Source organism: Endozoicomonas sp. ALB032 (assembly GCF_049310125.1).
Lineage (GTDB): Bacteria > Pseudomonadota > Gammaproteobacteria > Pseudomonadales > Endozoicomonadaceae > Endozoicomonas_A.
This window is the reverse complement of record NZ_JBLYNW010000001.1, coordinates 47,068-70,439: the sequence shown is the minus strand read 5'-3', so window position 1 is coordinate 70,439 and position 23,372 is coordinate 47,068. Positions and strand designations below refer to the sequence as shown.

The 23,372-nt window shown below is 45.4% G+C and carries 18 protein-coding genes; 14 read left to right on the top strand and 4 right to left on the bottom strand.

Annotated elements, in window-relative coordinates; genetic code table 11:
- Positions 1–32: 32 nt before the first annotated feature.
- The 8 genes from ACO6VG_RS00220 to ACO6VG_RS00185 all read left to right on the top strand — a co-directional run bounded on the left by ACO6VG_RS00220 (position 33) and on the right by ACO6VG_RS00185 (position 12,696).
- Positions 33–1,016, top strand: coding sequence for a transposase (locus ACO6VG_RS00220; RefSeq protein WP_422135045.1), 984 nt, complete (start codon positions 33–35; stop codon positions 1,014–1,016).
- 358 nt (positions 1,017–1,374) lie between these two features.
- Positions 1,375–2,838 (top strand): RING finger protein, encoded by a 1,464-nt coding sequence (locus ACO6VG_RS00215; protein WP_422135044.1) that lies wholly within the window; start codon positions 1,375–1,377, stop codon positions 2,836–2,838.
- Between the two features lie 71 nt (positions 2,839–2,909).
- Positions 2,910–4,358, top strand: coding sequence for a hypothetical protein (locus tag ACO6VG_RS00210; RefSeq protein ID WP_422135043.1), 1,449 nt, complete (start codon positions 2,910–2,912; stop codon positions 4,356–4,358).
- Positions 4,359–4,748: 390 nt separating this feature from the next.
- Positions 4,749–6,032 carry an RING finger protein gene (locus ACO6VG_RS00205; RefSeq protein WP_422135042.1) on the top strand — a complete coding sequence of 428 codons (1,284 nt, stop codon included), beginning with the start codon at positions 4,749–4,751 and terminating at the stop codon, positions 6,030–6,032.
- Between the two features lie 326 nt (positions 6,033–6,358).
- A complete protein-coding gene (locus ACO6VG_RS00200) occupies positions 6,359–7,786 on the top strand; it encodes an RING finger protein (protein ID WP_422135041.1) in 1,428 nt (475 codons plus the stop codon).
- A 333-nt stretch (positions 7,787–8,119) separates the two neighbouring features.
- Positions 8,120–9,541 (top strand): RING finger protein, encoded by a 1,422-nt coding sequence (locus tag ACO6VG_RS00195; protein ID WP_422472180.1) that lies wholly within the window; start codon positions 8,120–8,122, stop codon positions 9,539–9,541.
- 305 nt (positions 9,542–9,846) lie between these two features.
- Positions 9,847–11,121 (top strand): RING finger protein, encoded by a 1,275-nt coding sequence (locus ACO6VG_RS00190; RefSeq protein ID WP_422472178.1) that lies wholly within the window; start codon positions 9,847–9,849, stop codon positions 11,119–11,121.
- 159 nt (positions 11,122–11,280) lie between these two features.
- Positions 11,281–12,696: an RING finger protein gene (locus ACO6VG_RS00185; protein ID WP_422135038.1), complete on the top strand. Its 1,416-nt coding sequence runs from the start codon at positions 11,281–11,283 to the stop codon at positions 12,694–12,696.
- On the opposite strand, the gene ACO6VG_RS00180 is transcribed toward ACO6VG_RS00185, so the two are convergent.
- Positions 12,674–12,790: a hypothetical protein gene (locus ACO6VG_RS00180; protein WP_422135037.1), complete on the bottom strand. Its 117-nt coding sequence runs from the start codon at positions 12,788–12,790 to the stop codon at positions 12,674–12,676. The two genes, ACO6VG_RS00185 and ACO6VG_RS00180, sit on opposite strands and share 23 nt — an antisense overlap.
- Positions 12,791–13,052: 262 nt before the next feature.
- Here ACO6VG_RS00180 and ACO6VG_RS00175 point away from each other — a divergent pair, with 262 nt between their 5' ends.
- Positions 13,053–14,480 (top strand): RING finger protein, encoded by a 1,428-nt coding sequence (locus tag ACO6VG_RS00175; protein ID WP_422472176.1) that lies wholly within the window; start codon positions 13,053–13,055, stop codon positions 14,478–14,480.
- Between the two features lie 38 nt (positions 14,481–14,518).
- Here the strand turns inward: ACO6VG_RS00175 and folE are convergent, their stop codons facing one another.
- Entirely contained in the window at positions 14,519–15,076 is a 558-nt protein-coding gene (folE, locus tag ACO6VG_RS00170; protein WP_317145386.1) for a GTP cyclohydrolase I FolE, read from the bottom strand.
- A gap of 250 nt (positions 15,077–15,326) precedes the next feature.
- On the opposite strand from folE, the gene ACO6VG_RS00165 reads away from it, so the two are divergent.
- The 4 genes from ACO6VG_RS00165 (at position 15,327) to ACO6VG_RS00150 (ending at position 19,582) form a co-directional block, all read left to right on the top strand.
- Complete coding sequence (locus ACO6VG_RS00165; protein ID WP_422135035.1) at positions 15,327–16,352, top strand: amino acid ABC transporter substrate-binding protein; 1,026 nt, start codon at positions 15,327–15,329, stop codon at positions 16,350–16,352.
- Positions 16,353–16,502: 150 nt separating this feature from the next.
- The gene (locus ACO6VG_RS00160) at positions 16,503–17,681 is read left to right on the top strand and encodes an amino acid ABC transporter permease (protein ID WP_422472174.1); all 1,179 of its coding nucleotides are present in this window, start codon (positions 16,503–16,505) and stop codon (positions 17,679–17,681) included.
- 11 nt (positions 17,682–17,692) lie between these two features.
- Positions 17,693–18,781 carry an amino acid ABC transporter permease gene (locus tag ACO6VG_RS00155; protein WP_422472172.1) on the top strand — a complete coding sequence of 363 codons (1,089 nt, stop codon included), beginning with the start codon at positions 17,693–17,695 and terminating at the stop codon, positions 18,779–18,781.
- A 39-nt stretch (positions 18,782–18,820) separates the two neighbouring features.
- Entirely contained in the window at positions 18,821–19,582 is a 762-nt protein-coding gene (locus tag ACO6VG_RS00150; RefSeq protein ID WP_410493919.1) for an amino acid ABC transporter ATP-binding protein, read from the top strand.
- A gap of 90 nt (positions 19,583–19,672) precedes the next feature.
- On the opposite strand, the gene ACO6VG_RS00145 is transcribed toward ACO6VG_RS00150, so the two are convergent.
- Entirely contained in the window at positions 19,673–20,947 is a 1,275-nt protein-coding gene (locus tag ACO6VG_RS00145) for an OmpP1/FadL family transporter (RefSeq protein ID WP_422135032.1), read from the bottom strand.
- Between the two features lie 605 nt (positions 20,948–21,552).
- On the opposite strand from ACO6VG_RS00145, the gene ACO6VG_RS00140 reads away from it, so the two are divergent.
- Positions 21,553–21,933 carry a hypothetical protein gene (locus ACO6VG_RS00140; RefSeq protein WP_422472170.1) on the top strand — a complete coding sequence of 127 codons (381 nt, stop codon included), beginning with the start codon at positions 21,553–21,555 and terminating at the stop codon, positions 21,931–21,933.
- Between the two features lie 130 nt (positions 21,934–22,063).
- Here ACO6VG_RS00140 and ACO6VG_RS00135 read toward each other — a convergent pair whose 3' ends face one another.
- The gene (locus tag ACO6VG_RS00135) at positions 22,064–23,353 is read right to left on the bottom strand and encodes an OmpP1/FadL family transporter (RefSeq protein WP_422472168.1); all 1,290 of its coding nucleotides are present in this window, start codon (positions 23,351–23,353) and stop codon (positions 22,064–22,066) included.
- Positions 23,354–23,372: the final 19 nt, after the last annotated feature.

The window sequence follows — 23,372 nt, the reverse complement described above, 5'->3', positions numbered from 1 at the left end:
ATCACTGATTTTTTACCCAGACAGGTGAGTTCATGGCTCAGGCCCGCAATACTCTGATTGACCCCGGCTCAACGCCTTATTACCACTGCATGGCAAGATGTGTTCGTCAGGCTTACCTCTGTGGAGAGAACCACCTGACTGGCAAGAATTACGAGCATCGCCGCCAATGGGTGGTGGATAAACTTCAGGAACTGGTTTCAGTCTTTGCTATCGAAGTTTGCGCTTACGCTGTCATGTCGAATCATTATCATGTGGTTTTGCACATCAATCAGTCATCTGCCAGGAGCTGGTCACGGAATGAAGTGCTGCATCGTTGGACGACCTTGTTCAGAGGTCCACTTCTGGTGCAAAGGCATCTGGCCGCTGACAAACTGGGCAGCGCTGAATTGGCCCGTATTGATGAATATGCTGAGGAATACCGGCGTCGTTTAGCGGATATCAGCTGGTTTATGCGCTGCCTGAATGAACATCTTGCTCGTGAGGCTAATAAAGAAGACGAGTGTAAAGGACGCTTCTGGGAAGGTCGCTTTAAAAGCCAGGCATTGCTGGACGAAGCAGCGTTACTGACCTGCATGACCTACGTTGACTTGAATCCGATTCGGGCTGGAAAGGCAGAAATACCGGAAGAGTCGAACTACACGTCGATTCAGGAACGGGTGGAGCAGGTTACACATTCTGAGACTAAAAAACAGCCGCTGACCCTGAAACCTTTCTGTTTGCAGGGACAGGAAACGGACGTTGCCCTTCCCTACCTTCTTCACGACTATCTGGAACTGGTTGACTGGAGTGGCCGCATTGTCAGGACAGATAAGAAAGGTTCCATCCCGTCGCATATCCCTCGTATTCTTGAAAGACTGGAAATTGATCCGGATGAGTGGCTGAAAACCATGCAATGGAATAATCGTTTTTATCGGGCAGTTGGCCGTCTGGAGGCGATGAAGGCTTATGCACTTGAAGCCGGACAGAAGTGGCTTCGAGGTTTAAATGTCTGTAGTCGTTTGTATATGATAGGTTAGCGTAGAAGTCAGTTAAGACGTCAAAGACCCTCTCTTTATCTCTCTTCGACTCATGTCGGAATGAATTTGCATTGTCTGAATTATGGCTTGAACAGCCTCTGTTCGTTGGATGGCGATGTGTGGCTCAATGATACGCTACTTGAAGATAGATTTTCTGATCCTTTTTGGGAATACAGTTTTTGAAGGTCTTGTTTTTATTTTTATGGGTGTCTTATTTTTTTCTGTGGCTGGCCTCAATGGCAACATCCAGACCTGCTTTTTCTATGGGTCTTCATAGCCTATAAATATATGTGCTAAGGAAGCTCACATAAGGCTCACTGATAGCAATGTAGCTTTTTTAACGAATACAGGTGAAAGTATGGCTATAACATGTGTCTTAAAGACACTTTTGTTTTCAATGTTTTTGTTTTTTTATCAGCAGGGGCTTGCAAACGACACCTATCGTCTTGAAAAATTTCGTAACTATCAAATGAAAAACTGGAAACCCCTTTCAAAAGAGCAACAAAACTGCAGAGATCAACCCGACATAAGCCCACTTGAAAATATTCGTATTGGCTTTGTCAGGCTTAACTTAGAATCTGATGACCTATCCGGAGATGAGCGACTGGAAACCTGTGAAACTTACGAAGTTGATGAGCAAGACTTTAATCGTATGACCAACTTTTATTTTAATTATGTGAACACGGGTAATCCTGAATTTCGAAAAAATCGCATTCAAAGAGTATTGAGACTCATACATCGTATATTCGCTATTAATATAAACAGGTTCAATAGTCAAAGCCGCTTAGAGAAAGGGGTGGTCTATACAACGGCAAGAAGCCTTTTTGATCAACTGTTTTTGTCTGTCAACATAAATGGCAGAAGTAATCCCTATTTCAATTATTTTCATTTAGTTCAGGGGGAAAAACAGTGCAATTATGTTGGGGTTAATAACGGTCTGGTCCTGATGTTTCTTGCTTTTCTTGCACCCAACTTTCTTTCCAGGGATCGACTTTATACCTACTTTTGTATCTTGGCTGACATATACACCGGAGAAAGCTGCGATCAAGCATTCGACCGTGCATTGCTTTGTGAAAATATCAATGCATATGATTGTCCGCAGTCCCTTTCAAGTCAGTTGAAAGCAGCCGAATTGGACGCAGGAATAGCGCTTCTGATCGGTTTAACTGCAATGGCATCAGCGGCTTTCCAGCGCATTGATTCAGGACTGGAGTCAGAGGAGACACTGGAAAACTTGTTGATAAGATGCTTGCCCTACGAGCTTCTGCCGATTATCTACAGTAATGCAGCCAGGCATTGTCGCCCGGGACGCTCATGCCCTGTACCTGCGTTTATGCATACCGTGAATGGCATGCAAGAATTTATATCCAGTATTATGGGTATTAACCTCACACCTTTAACGGAGGCATCATCGTTCGAAAGTCTGAAATTTCTAATGGATTATATTGAGCTTTCAGATAGTGAAGGCTCAGATAGTTTAGGTTCAAACAATGAGTTTGCTCTTGAGGAGTCGGATTCTGAGGATCAGGATCAGTCAGTAGTCGTTCGGCAACAAAATGAACTGATAGGTCAATTACGACAGGAATTGGCAAACCAATCAGCAACGGAAGAAGTGGGTGCTGTCGGAGGCGCTTTAGCAGGAACTAAAAAATGTCCAATTTGTACCGACCCATTAACAGACATTACAGTGTTAAATCGTTGTGGACATGCCGGTTTTTGCAAGACTTGTGCTGAGCGGTTTATAAATGAGCAGAGAGAATGTCCCTATTGTCGGGAAATACCCTTGTCATACATGAAGTTTATCGATATGTCTTTGCCCTGAATGTGTGCCAAGGATGCTGATACATAGCCCATTAACAACAGGAAGCTTTTTTAACGAGTGCAGGTTAAAGTATGATCCCACAATATGCCTTAAAGACGCTTTTGTTTTCAGTAATTTTGTTTTTTTATCAGCAGGGGCTGGCAAATGACACCTATGATCTTGAAGAGTTTCGCAAGTATCAAATGAAAAACTGGAAACCGCTTTCAAAAGAACAACAAAGTTGCACAGGTCAACCCGCCATGAGTCCACTTGAAAACATCTGTATTGGTTTTGTCAGACTTAATATGGAATCTGACGATGTATCTGGAGATGGCCGACTGGAAATCTGTGAAAATTACGAGGTTACTGAGCAAGACTTTAGGCTTCTGGTCAACTTTTATTTTAACTATGTGAACAGTACTGATACTCAAAATGATCGAAAAATGCGCACTCAAAGAGTACTGAGACTGATACATCATATATTCGCTATAAATATAAACCAGATCAATGGAGCAAGCCCTGACAAAAAAGAGCTAATCAGAGTTGCAGCACAAAGCCTCTTCGAATGTTTTTTTTCTTCTGAAATGAGAAATGGCGGGAAAAATCCTTATTTCCATTATTTCTCTTTAGATTCGCTAGCAAGTCAGTCCGATTATGTCGGTTTAAATAATGGTTTAGTCCTGATGCTTCTGACTTTTCTTGGTCCTCATTTTCTTTTCAGCAATGATTTTGATAACTACTTTACCGTGCTGCGTAACAGTTATACTGAAAAAAGCTACGATCGGGCATTATCCCGTGGATCGCTTTATGAAAATATCAATGAAAATTCTCCACATAGCATTGCCAGTTATTTCACTGCAGCCGGATTGGACACAGAAACAGCACTTCTAATTGGTTTAACTGCAATGGCATCTGCAGCTTTCCAGAGCCTCAACTCAGGGCAGGAATGGCCAGAGACACTGGAAACTTTGTTGCAAAGATACTTACCCTGCGAGATTCTGGGCACTGTCTACTGGAGTTTGGTTGGCCTTTTTCCTGCAGGACGTTCATGGCCTGTACCTGAGGTCATGTTTACCGTAGAGGGGATGCAAGAGTTTACACAGGTTATTTTGGGTATTGACGACACGGCTGAGTCTGCATTATTGCAAGCAGAATCTTCTCAAAGTCCGGACTGTCAATCGGATTATTCTCAGGGTTCAGACAATCAGGCTGAGGACCCTGACGGGGAGCCGCATTCTGAGCATCAGGATCAGCTAATAGTCATAAAGCAACAAAATGAACTGATAACCGAACTACGGGAGGAATCAGCAGACCAACCTGCTACGGAGGAAACGGGTGCTGTCGGAGGAACCACGGCAGGAACCAAAAAATGTCCACTTTGTGCCGACCCACTGACAGATATTATCGTGTTAGATTGTTGTGAAGACTCCGGCTTTTGCAATACTTGTGCTGATCGACTTATATATGAGCAGAGCGAATGTCTCTTTTGTCGGAACGTACCTTTGTCATACATGAAGGCTCCTGAGATGTCTTTACCTTGAATGTACGCGCAGTGCCAGTCTGATGCTTCTCCTTCCTGTTCAGTGCGGTCAGCACTTTTCCCCGGCATATACACCTGAGACCAGGCTGCAGGTGACTGGTATCAATGGCAACATCCGGATCAGCTTTTTCTATTGCTTTCCATGTCCTATAAAAGTATGTGCTAAGGAAGATCACAGAAAGATCATTAATAGTAGTGCAGCTGTTTTGACGAATGCAGGTGAAAGTATGGCCATATCATTTGCCTTAAAAACGCTTTTGTTTTCAGTGTTTTTTTTTATCAGCAGGGGCTGGCAAACGACACCTATCGCCTTGAAAAATTTCGCGATCATCAAATAAAAAACTGGAAAGAGCTTTCAAAAGAGCAACAAAAATGCACGGGTCAGCTCGGCATGAGCCCTATTGAAAATATCCGCATAGGCTTTGTCAAGCTTAATTTAGTCTCTGACGATGTGTCTGGAGATGAGCGAGTGCAAATTTGTGAAAATTACGAGGTTGCTGAGCAAGACTTTAAACGTCTGCACAACTTTTATTTCGATTATGTGGAAATGGGTGATCCTCAATATCGAAAAGTTCGCATTCAAAGAATGCTGAGACTATTACATCGTATATTCGCTATGAATATAAATATGACCAATGAACAAAGCCGGGAAGAGAAAAAGATAATCATTACAACGGCACAAAGCCTTTTTGAACAGTTTTTTTCGACTGTCAACATAAATGGCAAAAGCAATCCTTATTTCAATTATTTCTATTCAATTCCGGAGGCCCCTCTCTCTGATTATGCTGATGTTAATAACGATCTGGTTCTGATAGTTCTTGCTTTTCTTGGTCCTCACTTTCTTTACAAGGAACAACTTTTTACCAGCTTTATTATGTTGGCTGGCATATATACCGGGCAAAGCTTCGATCAAGCATTCGACAGTGCGCTGCTCTGTGAAAATATCAATGAATATAATTCTCCGCAAAGCCTTGCCAATCAATTAAATGCAGCTGGGCTGGACGCAGGAACAGCGCTTCTAATCGGTTTAACTGCAATGGCATCAGCTGCTTTTCAGCGCATGAATTCAGAACTGGAATCGCAGGAGACACTGGAAAACTTGTTGATAAGATGCTCGCCATTCGAGCTTCTGCCCATTATCTACAGCAATATAGCCTGCCATTGCCGCCCTGGACGCTCGTGCCCTGTACCTGGGGTTATGTATACCTTATATAGCATGCAAGAGTTTACAAACAGTATTTTGGGTTTTGACCCTACATCTACATTATCATTGGCATCATCGGCAGAAAGTCTGAACTTTCTCGTGGATTATATTGTGCTTTCAGATAATGAAGGTTCAGACAGCGAGGGTTCTGTTGATGATTCGGATTCAGGGGATCAGGATCTGTCAATAGTCGTTCAACAACAAAATGAACTGATAGCCGAGCTGAGGCAAGAATTAGCAAACCAAACTGAAAAGGAGGAAGCGTGTGCTGTTGGAGGTGCCTCAGCAGAAACCAAAAAATGTCCACTTTGTACCGACCGCTTGACAAACGTTATAGCGTTACAAAGCTGTGGACACGCTGGTTTTTGCAAGAATTGTGTTGAGCGACTCATACGTGAGGAGAGGGAATGTCCCTTTTGTCGGAGCGTGCCCTTGTCATACATGAAGATTCTCGACATGTCTTTACGCTGAATCTCTGCACAGCACCAGTCTATTGCCTGATGTTTTGAAACACATCGACGAAGTACTTATAAGAATCAATGCCTGAAAGAAGACAACTGTCAAGTAACGTCTGGAACAGGGCAGGGTTATCTGAACGTTCTTTTTGTTCAGCTAAAAAGGCCAGTTTTTTCTCCCCATCGGGATACATTGGGGACTAGACTGCATGTGATTGTTGTCAATGGCAACATCCGGATCCGCTTTTTCAATTGCTCTTCATAGCCTGTGTAAATATGTGCCTGGGAACTCACAAAAAGAACGTTAACAGTAGTACAGCTTCAACGAGTGAAGGTGAAAATATGACCATGCTATGCGCCTTAAGGATACTTTTGTTTTTAGTATTTTTGTTTTTTTTTCAGCAGAGCCTGGCAAACGATACTTACAACCTTGAAGAATATCGCCATCATAAAAAGACAAACGGGAAACAGCCTTCGGAAAAACAACAAAACAGTACAGGTCAACCGGCCATGAAACCACTTGAAAACATGCGTCTTGGCTTTGTAAGGCTTAATTTAGCTTCTGACGATGTATCTGGAGATGAGCGACTGGAAATTTTTGAAAATTACGAGGTTGCTGAGCAAGACTTTAAACGTCTGGAGAGCTTTTATTTTGATTATGTGAATATGGGTGAACCTCAGCGTCGAAAAGTTCGCATTCAAAGTGTATTGAGACTCATACATCGTATATTCGCTATTAATATAAATAGATTTACTGTTCAAAGTCGAGCAGAGCAAATGTCAATCAATGCAATGGCAAAAAGCCTTTTTGACCAACTGTTTATGTCTGTCAACATAAATGGCAGAAGCAATCCATATTTGAATTATTTCTATATATTTCTTGACGAACATTCATCCAGTTATGCTGATGTTGACAACGGTCTGGCCCTGATGTTTTTTGCTTTTCTTGGTCCTCAATTTCTTTCCAAGAATGACTTGTATACCGGCATTAGGATAATGCAAAACATATATACCGGAGTAAGCTGCAATCAAGCATTTGATTGTGCATTGCTTTCAGAAAATATCGATGAGTATCATTCTCCAGAAAGCCTTGCCAGTCAATTAAATGCAGCCGGATTGGACGCAGGCACAGCGCTTCTAATCGGTTTAACTACAATGGCATCAGCCGCTTTCCAGCGCATGAATTCAGGACTGGAATTGCTGCAAACACTGGAAACCGTATTGATAAGATGCTTGCCGTTCGAGCTTCTGTCGATTGTCTACAGCAATATAGCCAGGCATTGCCGCTCTGGAAACTCACGCCCTGAACCTGCGCTTATGTACTCCGTGTATGGTATGCAAATATTTACACACAGCATTGTGGGTATTAACCCCGTGCCTTTATCGGAGGCAGCATCGTTAGAAAGTCTGGAATTTTTAGTGGATTATCATGAGCTTTCAGACAGTGATTCTTCTCTTGAGGAATCGGATTTCGAGGATCAGTCAATCGTCGTTCAGCAACAAAATGAACTGATAGGCCAACTTCGACAGGAATTGGCAAGCCAATCCGCAACGGAGGAAGCGGGTGCTGTCGGGGGAGCCTCAGCAGAAACCAAAAAATGCCCACTTTGTACCGACCGCCTGACAGACCTTGTAGCGTTACATAGTTGTGGACACGCTGGTTTTTGCAGGAATTGTGCTGAGCGACTCATACGTGAGGAGAGGGAATGTCCTTTTTGTCGGAACGTACCCTTGTCATGCATGAAGATTCTCGACATGTCTTTACCCTGAATGTGTGAACAGTGCCGGTCTATTGCCCGGCGCTTTGAAGCACATCGACGAAGTACTTGTAAGGATTAATGCCTTAAAGAAGACAGCTGACAAATAATGTCTGGAACAGGGCAGGGTTATCTGAACGTTCTTTTTGTTCAGCCAAAAAAGTCAGTTCTTTCTCCCCATCGGGATACATCAGAGGCTAGACTACATATGATTAGCGTCAATGGTCACATCCGGATCAGCTTTTTCTATTGCTCTCCGTAGCCAGTATAAATATGTGCCGAGGACGCTCACACAAGGCTCATTATTGGTAGTGGTACATCTGTTTCAATCAGTGAAGGAGAAAGTATGGCCATGCTATGCGCCTTAAAGACGCTTTTGTTTTTAGTGTTTTTGTTTTTTTATCAGCAGGGGGTGGCAAATGATACCTATAACCTTGAAGAATTTCGCCAGCATCATATGACAAACTGCCAGCCGCCTTCAAAAAAACAACAAAGGCTTACAGGTCAACCCGCAGTGAGCAGACTTGAAAACATCCGTATTGGTTATGTAAGACTCGATCTGGAATCTGACGATGTATCTGGAGATAGACGGCTGGAAATCTGTGAAGATTACGAAGTTGATGAGCAAGACTTTAATCGGCTGAACAACTTTTATTTTGATTATGTGAATATGGGTGAGCTTCAGCATCGAAAAGATCGCATTCAAAGAGTACTTAGACTGTTGAATCGTATATTCGCTATGAACATAAATATGATCAATAAACAAAGCCCGGAAAAGAAACCGTTGGCAAATGCAAAAGCAACAAGACTTTTTGAAAAAAAGTTTTTGTCTGTCAGGGTAAACGACAGAATCAATCCTTATTTCCATTATTTCTATCCGGATTCGATAGAAAATCAGTCGAATTTTCTCGGTGTTAATAATGATTTAGTCCTGATGTATCTTGCTTTTCTTGGGCCCCACTTTCTTTTTCAGAATGACTTATATGCCTACTTTGACGTACTTCATAATAGCTATAGCGAAAAAAGCTGCGAGCAAGCATTCGACCGTGAATTGCTTTCTGAAAATATCAATGAATATGACTCTCCGCAAAGTCTTGCCAATCAATTAAAAGCAGCTGAATTGGACGCAGGTATAGCACTTTTAATCGGTTTGACTGTAATGGCAGCATCAGCTTTTCGGCACATGCATTTAGGACTGGAATGGCATGAGACACTGGAAGCTTTGTTACGAAGACACTTGCCAGACGAACTTTTGGCCGTTATCTACAGCAATATAGACGACCATTGTCATCCTGTGTCATCGTACACTATACCTATGGTTATGTTTACAGCGGGCGGTATGCAAGAGTTTACACACAGTATTATAGGTATTGACCCCCACGCATTATCGTCAGAAAGCCCGGACAATCGATCGGATTATTCTGAGAGTTCAGAGACTGAGTTTTTTCTTGAGGTATCGGATCCTGAGCATCAGGATCAATCAATAGTCATTCAACAACAAAATGAACTGATAGCCCAGTTACGAAGTGAGTTGTCAAGCCAAACTGCAACGGAGGAAGCGGGTGCAATTGGAGGAGCAGCAGGAGTCACCAAAAAATGTGGAGTTTGTCACGAGCCACTGCAAGAAGTAATGGGTTTTAAAAGTTGTGAACACGCTGGTTTGTGCCAGATTTGTATTGAGCGAATTATACGGGAGCAGACCGGCTGTCCCTTTTGTCGGGTAAAATCGGAATCATACAAGAGGGTTTTAGATATGTCTTCTCATTGAAAATGGGTTGTCATCTCTCCGGCTGCATCAGAATAAGCTTTCTTTATTGGTCATTATGACCATAAGTAGTTGCCAGGGACGCTCATACAAAACTCATTAATAGCAGTGCAGCTGTTATAACGAATACAGGTGAAAGTATGGTAAGACCATGTTCCTTAAAGACACTTTTGTTTTCAATGTTGTTGTTTTTTTCTCACCAGGGGCTGGCAAACGATAGTTATGATCTTGAAAGATTTCGCGAGTATCAAAAAACAAACTGGAAACCGCCTTCAAAGAAAAAACAGAGGCAATCAGGCCGACCTGTCATGGGCCCACTTGAAAACATACGCATTGGCTTTGTCAGGCTTAATTTAGAATCTGACGATTTGTTTGGAGATGTGCGACTGGAAATCTGTGAAAATTACGAGGTTTCTGAACAGGACTTTCAACGACTGCTAAACTTTTTTTTTAACTATATGAACATAGGTGATCCTAACTATCGAAAAACACATATTCTAACGGCACTGAGACTCATACACCGTATGTTCGATATCAATATGAATACGTTCATGGGACAAAGCCCGGCAGAGAAAGAATTAATAAATACAATGGCAAAAAGCCTCTTTGTGCAAATGTTTTTATCTGACAATGTAAACGGGCGAAGCAATCCTTATTTCCTTTATTTTCATTCAGTTTCAGCAGACGATAGGTCTTATAATGCCGGTGTTAATAACGGTTTAATCTTGATGTTTCTTGCTTTTCTTGGTCCCCATTATCTTTCCCGGTTTGACTTGTCTGAATGGTTTAGCGTGCTTCAAAGACGCTATACCAAAAAAAGCTACGGTCGAGCATTCTCCTGTGAGCTGCTTGCTGGAGATGTCAATGAATATAATTCTCCGCAAAGCATTGCCAATCAATTGACTGCAGCCGCACTGGACACAGAAACAGCACTTCTAATTGGCTTAACCGCAATGGCACCAGCCGCTTCCCGGTGCTTAAATTCAGAACAGTTATGGCCAGAGACACTGGAAACCTTGTTGATGAGTCACTTGCCAGACGAACTTCTGGCCATTATCTACAACAATTTAGCCAGCCTTTGCCACAATGGACGCATCTTCCCTGTCCCCACGGTTATGTACACCTTGAGTGGCAGGCAAGATTTTACGCATAGTATTTTGGCTATTAACCCTGAACCTGCAATATCATCGGCATCATCGTCAGAAAGCCTGGACTATCAATCGGATTATTCACTGGATTCAGACAATGAGGTCGAGGATCCTGGTGAGGCGTTGGATTTCGGGCATCAGGATCAGTCAATAGTCATTCAGCAACAAAATGAACTGATAGCCCAACTACGACAGGAAATAGCAAGCCAACACAGAGCGGAGGAAGCCGGTGCAGTGGGAGGAGCCCCAGAAAAAGTCATAGAATGTCCGGTTTGTTTCGAACCACTGCAAGAAATAACGTTATTAGAAACTTGTGGACACGCGGGTTTATGCAGGGTTTGTGCTGAGCGATTTGTTCGGGAGCAGAGGGGATGTCCTGTTTGTCGGAAAGAACCTGAATCATTTAGAAAGATATTCTTAATGCCCCCTCATTGAATGTGTATGCAGTGCAAGTTTATTGCCTGATACTCTGACTCCATGGGAACGATAGAGTCAGTTTGTACCCATTATCAAGAGAAAGCGTTCGAGCGGGGTTCAGACCCCGCTATTTGTCGAGATCGGATGGCAGCTGTTTCAAGGAATTCAGGTGGAAGTATGACCATAGAATGTGCCTTAAAGATGCTTGTGTTTTCAGTATTTTTGTTTTTTTATCAGCAGGGGCTGGCAAACGACACCTATGACCTTGAAGAATTCCGCCAGCATCAAAAGAAAAACTGGAAACCGCCTTCAGAAAAACAACAAAGTTGCACAGGTCAGCCCGCCATACCCCCTCTTGAAAACATTCGTATTGGTTTTGTCAGGCTTAATTTAGCTTCTGACACTGTATCGGGAGATGAGCGACTGGAAATCTGTGATGATTACGAGATTTCTGAGCAAGACTTTAATCGTTTGAATAACTTTTATTTTGATTATGTGAACGTGACTGAACAATCTCGAAAACTTCGCATTCAAAGAATGCTGAGACTAATGAATTTTATATTCACTATAAATATAAATAGGACTAATGGGAAAAACCCCGAAGATAAACGAAGAATAAATGCAATAGCAGAAAGCCTCTTTGAGAAAAACTTTTTGTCTGAAAGTATAAATGGCGGGAGTGAACATTATTTCCATTATTATGATTTTGAATTTACAGCGAGTCATTACAGTTATGACGATGTTAATAAAGATTTATTTCTGATGACTTTTCTTGGTCCCCATTTTCTTTTACAGAATGAATTATATGACCACTTTAAAGTGCTGCATAACAGTTACACCAGAACAAGCTACTATCATGCATTTGAACGTGAATTACTTTCTGTAAATATTAATGAATATCATTCTCCGCAAAGTCTTGCCAATCAATTAGATACAGCTGAATTGGACGCAGGAACAGCACTTTTAATCGGATTAACTGCAATGGCATCAGCGGCTATCCAGCGCATTAATTCAGGACGGGAATGGCAAGAGACTCTGGAAACCTTGTTGATAAATTACTTGCCATACGATCTTCTGGATGTTGTCTACAGAAATATAGTCATTCATTGCCACGCTGGACGATCGTATCCAGTACCTATCGTTATGTTTACCGTGAATGGTATGCATGAGTTTACACACAGTATTTTGGGTATTGACCCCACACCTGTATCACCGCCAGAAAGGCGGGGCCACTCAGTGGATTCTTCTGAGAGCTCGGACAGTGATGGTCATATTGAGGAAACAGATACGGAGCATGAGGATGCGTCAAAAGTCATTCAACAACAAAATGAACTGATAGCCGAACTGCGACGGGAATTAGCAATCCAGTCCGAGAGGGGGGAAGCTGGTGCAGTTGGAGGAGCCTCAGGAGCAGTCAAAAAATGCCCACTATGTCGCACACCACTGGAAGACATTATGCTGTTACAAAGTTGCGGGCATGCTGGTTTCTGCAAGAATTGTGCTGAGCGAATTATAAACGAGCAGAGGGACTGTCCCTTTTGTCGGGAAGCTAGCTTATCAGTCATTAGAGTTATCGACATGTCTCTTCCTTGAATGTGTGCACAGTGCCAGATTGCCTGATGCGCTGGAGCAAATCTACGAAGTAGTTGTATGGATCAATGCCTGCAAGAAGACAACTGACGATCAATGTCTGGAGCAGACTAATGCTGTTTGCCCCATCTTCTGTCCGGCTAAAAAGTCACTGCTTTCTCTCCATCGGGATACACCCGAGAGCAGGCTTGAGGCGATTGCTGTAATGGCAACATCCGGGTCAGCTTTTTCTATGGGTCTCCATGGCCTATATAAATAGGCACTGAGGGGGGGCTCACGTAAAGCTCATTAATAGTTGTGCAGCTGTTTTAACGAATGCAGGTGAGAGTATGACCATAGGATGTGCCTTAAAGACACTTTTGTTTTCAGTATTTTTGTTTTTTTATCAGCAGGTGCTGGCAAACGACACCTACGGCCTTGAAGAATTTCGCAGGTATCGTAAGGCAAACACAAATCCACCTTTAAACGAACAACAAAGGCACGCTGATCAAAGCCCATTTGAAAACATCCGCATTGGTTTTGTCGGACTTAATTTAACCTCTGACGACCTGTCTGGAGATGAGCGATTTGAAATCAGCGGAAATTACGAGGTTGATGAGCAAGATTTTGGACGTCTGATCAGATTTTATTTTCATTATGTGAACAGGACTCACGATGGATATGATCAAAAAACTCGCATTCAAAGAATGCTGAGACTGATACATTACATGTTCGCTATAAATATAAATCAGACCAATGTACAAAGTCCTGACAAGAAAGCGCTAATTAAAGCAATAGCACAAAGCCTCTTTGAACATTTTTTTTCGTCTGTAATGAGAGGTGGCTGGAGAAATCCTTATTTTCATTATTTCTCTTCAGATTGGGGAGCAAGTCAGTCCAATCATGTTGGACTTAATAACAATTTAGTCCTGATGCTTCTGGCTTTTCTTGGTCCTCATTTTCTTTCTGGCAATGACTTTACTAACTATTTTACCGTGCTGCGTAAGAGATATACCGGAATAACCTACAATCGGGCATTTTTCCTTGGTTGGCTTTCTGAAAATATTAATGAATACAGTTCACCGAGCAGCATTGCCGGTCAATTTATGGCAGCCGGATTCGACACGGAAATAGCACTTCTAATTGGTCTGACTGCAATGGCATCAGCAGCTTTCCACAGCATCAACTCAGGGCGGGAATGGCCGGGGACACTGGAAGCATTGCTGCGAGCGTACTTACCCTACGAGATTATGGCTACCATCTACTGGAACTTGGCTGGTTTTTGCCCCACTGGGCATTTACGCCCTGTACCTCAGGTCATGTTTACCATGGAGGGTATGCAAGAGTTTACAGAGGCTATTATGGGTATTTGCACCACACCCTCTGTGCCAGTGCAGGCAGAATCGTCAGAAAATCTGGACTATCTATCGAATTATTTTCGAGGTTCAGACGACAGCAGGGAGTTTGAAGTTGAGTTTGAGGCTTCTGGTGAGGATCCAGATTCTGCGCAGCAAAACCCGGCTGTAGTCATTCAACAACAAAATGAACTGATAGCCCAGCTGAGACAGGAATTAGCAAGCCAAACTCTAACTGAGGAAGCTGGAGCTGTTGGGGGCACTCCAGGTGAAACCGCTAAATGTCCAGTTTGTTTCGAACCACCGCATGAAATGACGGCACTAGAGCCTTGTGGACACGCTGGTTTGTGCAAGAATTGTGCTGAGCGATTTATACGGGAGCAGCGGGGGTGTCCCATTTGTCGGAAAATAACGCAATCTTACAGGAATATATACCTTGTGCCACGGCCCTGAAAAGGGGAGCCGTTAAGGCTCCCTTATACGACAGCGGATTATTTGTTACGGATAAACTGCAGGAATTCCTGACGGGAAGGCTGGTTTTCACGCATCAGGCCCAGCATGACAGAGGAGGTCATGGAAGAGTTCTGCTTTTCGACACCACGCATCATCATACACATGTGTTTGGCTTCAATGACAACACCCACCCCTTTTGCACCCGTAGCTTCAACAATTGCGTCGGCAATCTGCCTGGTCATGTTTTCCTGAATCTGTAGACGACGGGCAAACATATCCACGATGCGGGCGAACTTGGACAAGCCCAGCACTTTGCCATCAGGGATGTAACCAATGTGGCACTTGCCAATAAAGGGCAGCATGTGGTGTTCGCACATGGAGTAGAGTTCAATATCCCTGACGACCACCATTTCGCTGATATCGGACTCGAACACCGCGTTATTGACAATATCCTCAAGGCTTTGCTCATAACCGCGTGTCAGGAACTGCATGGCCTTGGCGGCACGTTTCGGGGTTTCTCTCAGGCCATCACGGTGAATATCTTCTCCCAGGGATTCGAGAATGGCTTTGTAATGTTCGCTCAGATGTTCGGTCATGGATCGCTCAATAGTGACATGAAAAGTAGTGGCATGAAGAGGGCAGGGGGCGGATACTGTCTGTCCTTCATGGGTAGTTCATGTAAAAAATTGGCCAGAGTTTAACATAAAGGGGGCCATGTGGAACGGTTTGAGTCTCTGAGAGATTTATTTGTTGGCGGACTTGTCAGCTCTGCTCAATCTAGGTAAGTTACAGCGAGTATCAGATGCCTACTGTAAAGTAGTAAAAAAATAACAAACGGGATCGATTATGATAAGAAAACTCAAAAAATGGGTTGCACCTGTTCTTATGCTGGCAGCTACCGGTGCTCAGGCTGAGACCGATAGCGGTACCCTGGAAACCGTGTTAAGCAAAGGTTACCTGAGTTGTGGTGTAAACACCGGTCTGCCGGGTTTTGCGACACCTGATGAGAAAGGCAAGTGGTCCGGCATTGATGTCGATGTCTGTCGTGGCGTAGCAGCTGCGGTACTGGGTGACGCCTCCAAGGTTAAATTCATTCCCCTGACCGCCAAAGAGCGTTTTACCGCTCTGCAGTCTGGTGAAATTGACATGCTTTCCCGTAATACCACCTGGACACTCACCCGTGACGCATCGCTGGGTCTCAACTTTGCCGGTGTCAGTTATTACGATGGTCAGGGTTTTCTGGTGAAAAAAGAGCTGGGTGTGACCAGTGCCAAACAACTGGATGGTGCTGCGATCTGCATTCAGTCCGGTACGACTACCGAGCTGAACCTGGCCGATTATTTCCGCACCAATGGCATGAAATACCAGCCTGTTGTCTTTGATACCTCCGACGGTACGGCCAAAGGTTTTGATTCAGGTCGTTGTGATGTCCTGACTTCTGACCAATCCCAGCTTTATGCCCTGAGACTGCGTCTGTCCAAGCCGGATCAGGCTGTCGTTCTTCCCGAAGTGATTTCGAAAGAGCCTCTGGGGCCACTGGTTCGTCAGGGTGATGATCAATGGTTTAACATTGTGAAGTGGTCTCTGTTCGCTATGATCAATGCCGAAGAACTGGGTCTGACTTCAGCCAATATCGATAAGAGCAAGTCCTCAACCGATCCTTCCGTTCGCCGTTTGTTGGGCATTGAAGGTCCAAAAGGCAAAGGCATGGGTCTCAAGGACGACTGGGCTTACCAGGTAGTGAAGCAAGTGGGTAACTACGGTGAAGTCTTTGAGCGTAATATCGGTGCATCCTCTCCTCTGAAGATTGAGCGTGGCCTCAATGCCCAGTGGAACCAGGGCGGTATTCTCTACGCACCTCCTTTCCGCTAAGAGTTCTGAAAGGCCGACAGCCCCAATAAAGAGGGTTGTCAGCCTTCTGCTATCAGATGCCTATAGCAAAATACCTCTGGCAAAATACCTTTAGCAAAATAAAAGTAAAGCCATGAAAGGATTCTTCATGGCTAATAAAAAAGGCACCCTATGTTAGTAAGACTCTGGCGAGACCCGGTCTGGCGGGCTGTTCTTTTTCAGGTTCTGTTGATCCTTGCCGTCGTGGCAATGGTCGCCTGGGTAGTGAACAATACCCTGTCGAATTTAGAGCATCGCGGTATCAGTACCGGCTTTGATTTTTTATCCCAATCCGCAGGTTTTGGCATTATCCAAACTCTGGTGGAGTACGACGAAAGCCACACTTTTGGCAGAACCTTTCTGGTGGGTTTGCTCAATACTCTGCTGGTCTCATTACTGGGCGTTATCTTTGCCACCGTTCTTGGATTCCTGATCGGTGTAGCCCGCCTCTCCTCTAACTGGCTGCTGTCAAAAATGGCCAGTATTTATATTGAGGTTTTCCGGAATATTCCCCTGCTGCTGCAGATTTTCTTCTGGTACTTTGCGGTTCTGGGCATTCTGCCCAACCCCCGTCAAAGCATCAGCCTGTTTGATGCCGTCTTTCTTAATGTCCGTGGTATCTCTCTTCCCTGGCCCGAATTCAATGCTGGCATGGTGACGGTTGTCTGGGTGTTCGTCGCTTGTCTGGCTGTTGTTCTGACGTTGAGATTCTTTATGCGCCCATGGTTGTCTAACCGTCAACATGGCGAAAACAACGGGCGAACGATTCTTTTTATCAAGCTGGCAATGGCTTCATTCGTTGTGCTGATTCCACTGGTGACCAGCTTTCTGGTAGATGCACAGTTGCAATGGGAGATACCGGAATTAAAAGGTTTTAATTTCTCTGGTGGTCTGGTTTTAATCCCCGAACTGGCTGCGCTCTGGTTTGCTCTGAGTATTTATACTGCGGCTTTTATTGCTGAAGTCGTTCGTTCTGGTATTGAGTCCGTCAGCAAAGGTCAGAAGGAAGCCGCTGCGGCACTGGGTCTCAAGCCCCGCAGAGTTTTGAGTCTGGTGGTGATTCCCCAGGCCATGCGGGTGATTATTCCGCCCCTGACCAATCAGTATCTGAACCTGATCAAGAACTCTTCACTGGCGACGGCTATAGGTTATCCGGATCTGGTTAGTGTATTTGCGGGAACCACACTGAACCAGACCGGTCAGGCCGTTGAGGTGATTGCTATGACCATGGCCGTTTATCTCACGATCAGTCTGACCGTCTCCGTGTTAATGAACTTGTATAACCGCTGGGTATCGCTGGTAGAGCGATAAGGACTCTCTTTATGAAGAGCACGAAGATGGAAGAAAAAATGATTCCTGCAAGAGAGCCCCCGGTCAACTCGAGGGGTGTATTAGGCTGGATGCGGGAGAAGCTGTTTGCGACACCCTTACAGTCACTGATGACACTGACCATTATTTACGGGCTCTATCTGATCCTTCCTCCCTTTTGGCAGTGGGCGGTCATGGACGCCACCTGGACGGGCGAAAGTCGCTCGGCCTGTAATGTCGACGGTGCCTGCTGGGCTTTTGTTACTGCACGACTGGATCAGTTTATTTACGGCTTCTATCCCGAGAGTGAAATCTGGCGGGTGAATCTGTTTTTTGCGCAGTTGGCACTGATTCTGGGTTGGCTGATGATTCCGGCCATACCCGGCAAGAAGCTGGCATTGGGCGTGGGACTGCTGGTGTTGCCTGTGACCTCCTGGCTGGTGCTGTCCGGAGGCTACTTCGGTCTGCCCGAGGTTGAAACCCACAAGTGGGGTGGTTTGATGGTGACACTGGTGCTGGCGCTTTATGGCATGTTGGCATCACTACCGGTAGGCGTTTTGCTGGCCCTTGGCAGACGATCTTCCATGCCGGTTATCAGAACTTTCTGTACCGCCTATATTGAACTTTGGCGTGGCGTTCCGCTGATTACTGTCCTGTTTATGGCGTCGGTTATGCTGCCTCTGTTTGTTCCGGAAGAAATTGTTTTCGACAAACTGGTTCGGGCCCTGATTGGCATCGTCATGTTCCAGTCAGCTTATATGGCAGAAGTGGTGCGGGGTGGATTGCAGGCGATTCCAAGAGGCCAGGTAGAAGCCTGTCAGAGTCTCGGAATGGGCTACTGGCAGAGTATGTTGCTGGTGGTGCTGCCCCAGGCTATTCGTCTGGTCATTCCTGGCATTGTGAATACCTTTATTGCCCTGTTCAAAGACACCAGTCTGGTATTGGTGATTGGTCTGTTTGATCTGCTTTCGATTGTTCAGGCGGCCCTGAATGACCCCGAGTGGCTGGGCAGTGCCGTAGAAGGTTATCTGTTTGCCGGATTTGTGTTCTGGTTGTTCTGTTTTGGTATGTCCAAATACAGCCAACGCCTGGAAAAGAATTGAATTCAAGAATAATGAAAATGAGAGGTCTTCATGGATAAGATGGTCCGGGAAGTTAAAGACCCTGCAAGTCCTGTCATCAGGTTGAATGGGGTTAACAAATGGTACGACAGCTTTCATGTCCTCAGAGATATTAATCTGGATGTGGTGCGTGGCGAAAAGATCGTGATCTGCGGGCCTTCCGGCTCGGGTAAGTCGACGTTGATTCGCTGCATCAATGCGCTGGAAGAGCATCAGGAAGGCCAGATTATTGTTGATGGCACAGAGCTGACCCGGGACCTGAAAAATATAGAGAAGGTCCGTCGTGAAGTCGGTATGGTGTTTCAGCAGTTTAATCTGTTCCCTCATCTGACGGTGCTTGAAAACTGCACGCTGGCGCCGCTCTGGGTCAGAAAAACCGCTAAAAAAGAAGCGGAAAAAACAGCGATGGAATACCTGGAGCGCGTCCGTATTCCCGATCAGGCGGATAAATATCCCGGACAACTCTCGGGAGGTCAGCAGCAGCGTGTGGCAATTGCCCGAAGTCTGTGCATGAACCCGGAAATCATGTTGTTTGACGAGCCGACTTCGGCACTGGACCCGGAAATGATCAAGGAAGTACTGGACGTCATGATCGAGCTGGCCAATGAAGGCATGACCATGCTCTGCGTGACCCATGAAATGGGCTTTGCCAAAACGGTAGCGGATCGCATGATCTTTATGGATCAGGGGCAAATCGTGGAAGAGGCGACACCGGAAGTCTTCTTTAATAATCCGAAGTCCGAGCGTAGCAGGGAGTTTTTGGGGCAGATTCTTAATCACTGACTGCCTGTTTGAATTCAGTGTGAATTCCAAACAACAAGGCCGCTGATCGAAAGATTAGCGGCCTTGTTATGTTTCTACTGAAAAACCGGCTTAGAAACGGTAAGTTGCAGATGCATGGAGGGAGTATGAGCTGGATTCATACTTGCCACTGTAAGATGTAGTGTCCTCAGTTAGTTGACCACCACCTTTTACATCGTCATTCTCAACGGTGTCGTAGACAGCCGCGAAGTCCAGATCCACCTGTCCATCAAGAATGCTGGTTCCGGCACCCAGAGTGAAGCTGTGGGCATTGGCTGGAGTAGAGAAGGTAGGCGCAGCATATTCTTCGGGTACAACAGCTGTTGTATAAATATAACCGGCTCTCAGGGCCCAGTTTTCAATGCCGGTATACTCGGCTGCAATGCGGTAGTTGTATTGGTCTTCCCAGTTGGTGTTGATTGCTGGTACAAGCAGGCTGTCGTCGGAGGTAAACTCGATCTGCTCGTTGTTGCTGTACTCGGTGTATGTGACTTCACCAAACAGGGTCCAGTTTGGAGCTACCTGGTAATCGATACCACTAGAGATCTGCATAGGCAGTGCTGTTTTTGCAGTCGCGTCTGCTGACCTACTTGGAGTGAGGCCGGTTCGCTCGTTGTAATCACCATCCGCTTCAATATCTACTTCAGAACGGTAGTTGATACCCCAGCCCCAACGGTTGTCGTCTGAGCGGTACATTGCACCCAGACGGACACCGAAGGTATTGAAGCCGCTCATGTCGTTGTAACCCACGGCAGCTCCAACCTCTCCAAAAGGTGGTTTTTGAGCTGCTGACACCATGTTGATATCGGCCGTGGCATAAGTCAGGCGATAAGTGCCCCCAACGGACCAGTTGTTATTGATGCGATAAGATAACCCCAGACCCGCTTCAATAATCTTTATGTCAGTAGAGTATTCATCTGTGATGGAGTGATCGTTGCCAACCGTTACATCTTCATACTTGGCAGCAGCACCACCAGAAGCATAAACACCATAACCCATAGTGAACTTGTCGTTCAGTTTGTACAGACCTGTCAGGCCGCCCGCAGGGGAAAAGTTGGTTTCACCTTCAATAAAAGTATTTCCATCCGCAGGACCATTTACCTGAGTAAAGGTAGGAGACACATGCAGAGCAATATCATTGGACTCCGCAAAAGCCATACCGGCCGGGTTGAAGAAGATGGCACTGGAATCATCGACAGAAGAAACGGCTGCACCTGCCAGTGCACTGTATTCGGCATCCCAGAGAGTCGCTTTCTCAAAACCACCGGCTACCGCGTGACCTGAAGAAACAGCAACAGCGAGAGTTGAAACGAGGAAAAAAGGCGAGGAACGTGTAGGGCTTTTCATTATTACTCCTTAATGGTGGCAAGACCTCAGGCAGCTCCCTGTTTTAAAAAAGGATTTCTTTTTATTAACAAGTGACATCAATCTGCCTGATTGCGAACCTTGTGAGCTCTTGTGGATTTTTGCTGGTTCGCTGGTCGAACGAGGGCTATTTTATTTATTCTTAATCGAAATTAATGTTATTTTTTTGTAAATAATTAGCTATTAAAAAATCTTTTAAAGGTGCTTCAAAACAAGCTTTGAAACTATGGTGAGCAGTAACTCTATTTCTAAATTTTTGATTCAAGGTGAATTTTTTTGTTAATAATAATTCGAATATTATTCGAGTTGTTGTTGCAATTAATTCAATGCACCTTGATTAAGATGCGTCACTGGAATTCTTCTCAGGAAGACTCGGGGCGACCCCGTCTGGGCGACCCCGTCTGGGCGACCCCGTTAAGAAACACGGGCAGAAAGCGGAAGGTATTTTACTTTTCCTGTCAGGTAGCGTAATAGCTAGAAACGCCCGACGGATGGCAAAGTAGTACAAGAGGCTTGTTCTGCAGGCCCAGCTTTCATCCCCGTCCTCAAGAGCGCGTCGCAAAACTCTGGTTCCCATGCTCCAGAGGGTGTCGCAAAACTCTCTCCAACGTGCGAACGACTTCACTCTCGTCATTCCCGACTTCACTCTCGTCATTCCCGACTTCACTCTCGTCATTCCCGACTTCACTCTCGTCATTCCCGACTTCACTCTCGTCATTCCCGACTTCACTATCGTCATTCCCGCGAAGGCGGGAATCCACACTGACTCACCACCAGAACCATACTGCCCGGTGCCCCCTGGCCTTGTCATCCCCGAGAAGGCAGAGATCCACCGTTGGCGCTGGATTCCCGCCTTCGCGGGAATGACGACCTCAGAGCATGGGAACGAGCTATTGGAGTTTTGCGACATCCTCTCAAAGTACGGGGTTTTACGCTCATTCGATAATGAGGTCGGACCGGGTGGTTAATACATTAACTGTATTTATGAGAGGTTAAACATCTATTGGACGGAAGGGGGTTAAATAATGATCTCAGAAAAAAACAAGGCCGCAGACTTTAGATCAGCGGCCTTGTCTATTATGCGTCTAACAAACCGACTTAGAAGCGGTAAGTTGCAGAAGCATGGAGGGAGTAGGAGCTGGATTCATACTTACCAGCATAAGATTTAGTAGTGCTGGTCAGGTCACCACCCCCTTTTACATCATCATTCTTAACTGTGTCGTATACAGCAGCAAAGTCCAGATCCACTTGTCCATCAAGAATGCTGGTACCTGCACCCAGAGTGAAGCTGTGCGCATCGGCTGGGCTTGAGAAGGTGGGCGCAGCATATTCTTCGGGTACAACAGCTGTTGTATAAATGTAACCGGCTCTGAGAGCCCAGTTTTCGATTCCGGTGTACTCGGCAGCAACGCGGTAGTTGTATTGGTCTTCCCAGTTGGTGTTGATTGCAGGTACGGCGACAGTGGTATCGTCAGAGCTAAAGTCAATCTTTTCAATGTCGCTGTACTTAGAATAAGTGATCTCACCGAACAGGGTCCAGTGTGGGGCTACCTTGTAGTCGACACCGGTAGATATCAACATTGGCAATGCTGTTTCTGCAGTGGCATCACCTGTATCGCTGCCGCCAGCTCCGTCACGGTAGTTGTAATCACCATCCGCTTCAATATCGACTTCAGAACGGTAGTTGATACCCCAGCCCCAGCGGTCGTCATCAGAGCGGTACATGGCACCCAGACGAACACCGAAGGTATTGAAGCCGCTCAGGTCGTTATAGCCCACCGCAGCACCAACAGCACCACCAAACGCATCAGGGGCAGACGCCAAGTTGATATCGGCAGTAGCATAGGTCAGGCGATATGTACCCCCAACGGACCAGTTATTGTTAATGCGGTATGATAACCCCAGACCCGCTTCAATAATTTTGATGTCAGTAGAGTAGTCGGCTGTGACGGGTAGAGCGCTGCCAACCTTAACATCCTCATAACTGGCAGCCGCACCTCCAGAGGCATAAATACCGTAACCCATGGTGAACTTGTTATCCAGTTTGAACAAACCTGTAAAGCCGCCAACAGGGGAAAAGTTTTTTTCACCATCAGTAAAGTTTGTACCATCCGCAGGACTGCTTGTCTGGGTAATGGTTGGAGATAAGTGCAGAGCAATATCATTAGACTCCGCAAAAGCCAGACCGGCCGGGTTGTAGAAGATGGCACTGGAATCACTGACAGAAGAAACCGCTGCACCTGCCAGTGCAGTGTATTCAGCATCCCAGAGAGTCGCTTTTTCAAATCCACCGGCTACCGCCTGACCTGCTGAAAGTGCAACAGCCAGGGAGGAGGCTACAGCTAATGGAGAGAGAGAAAAATGCGAGAAACGAGTGTGGCTTTTCATTATAACTCCTGGCGGTGGC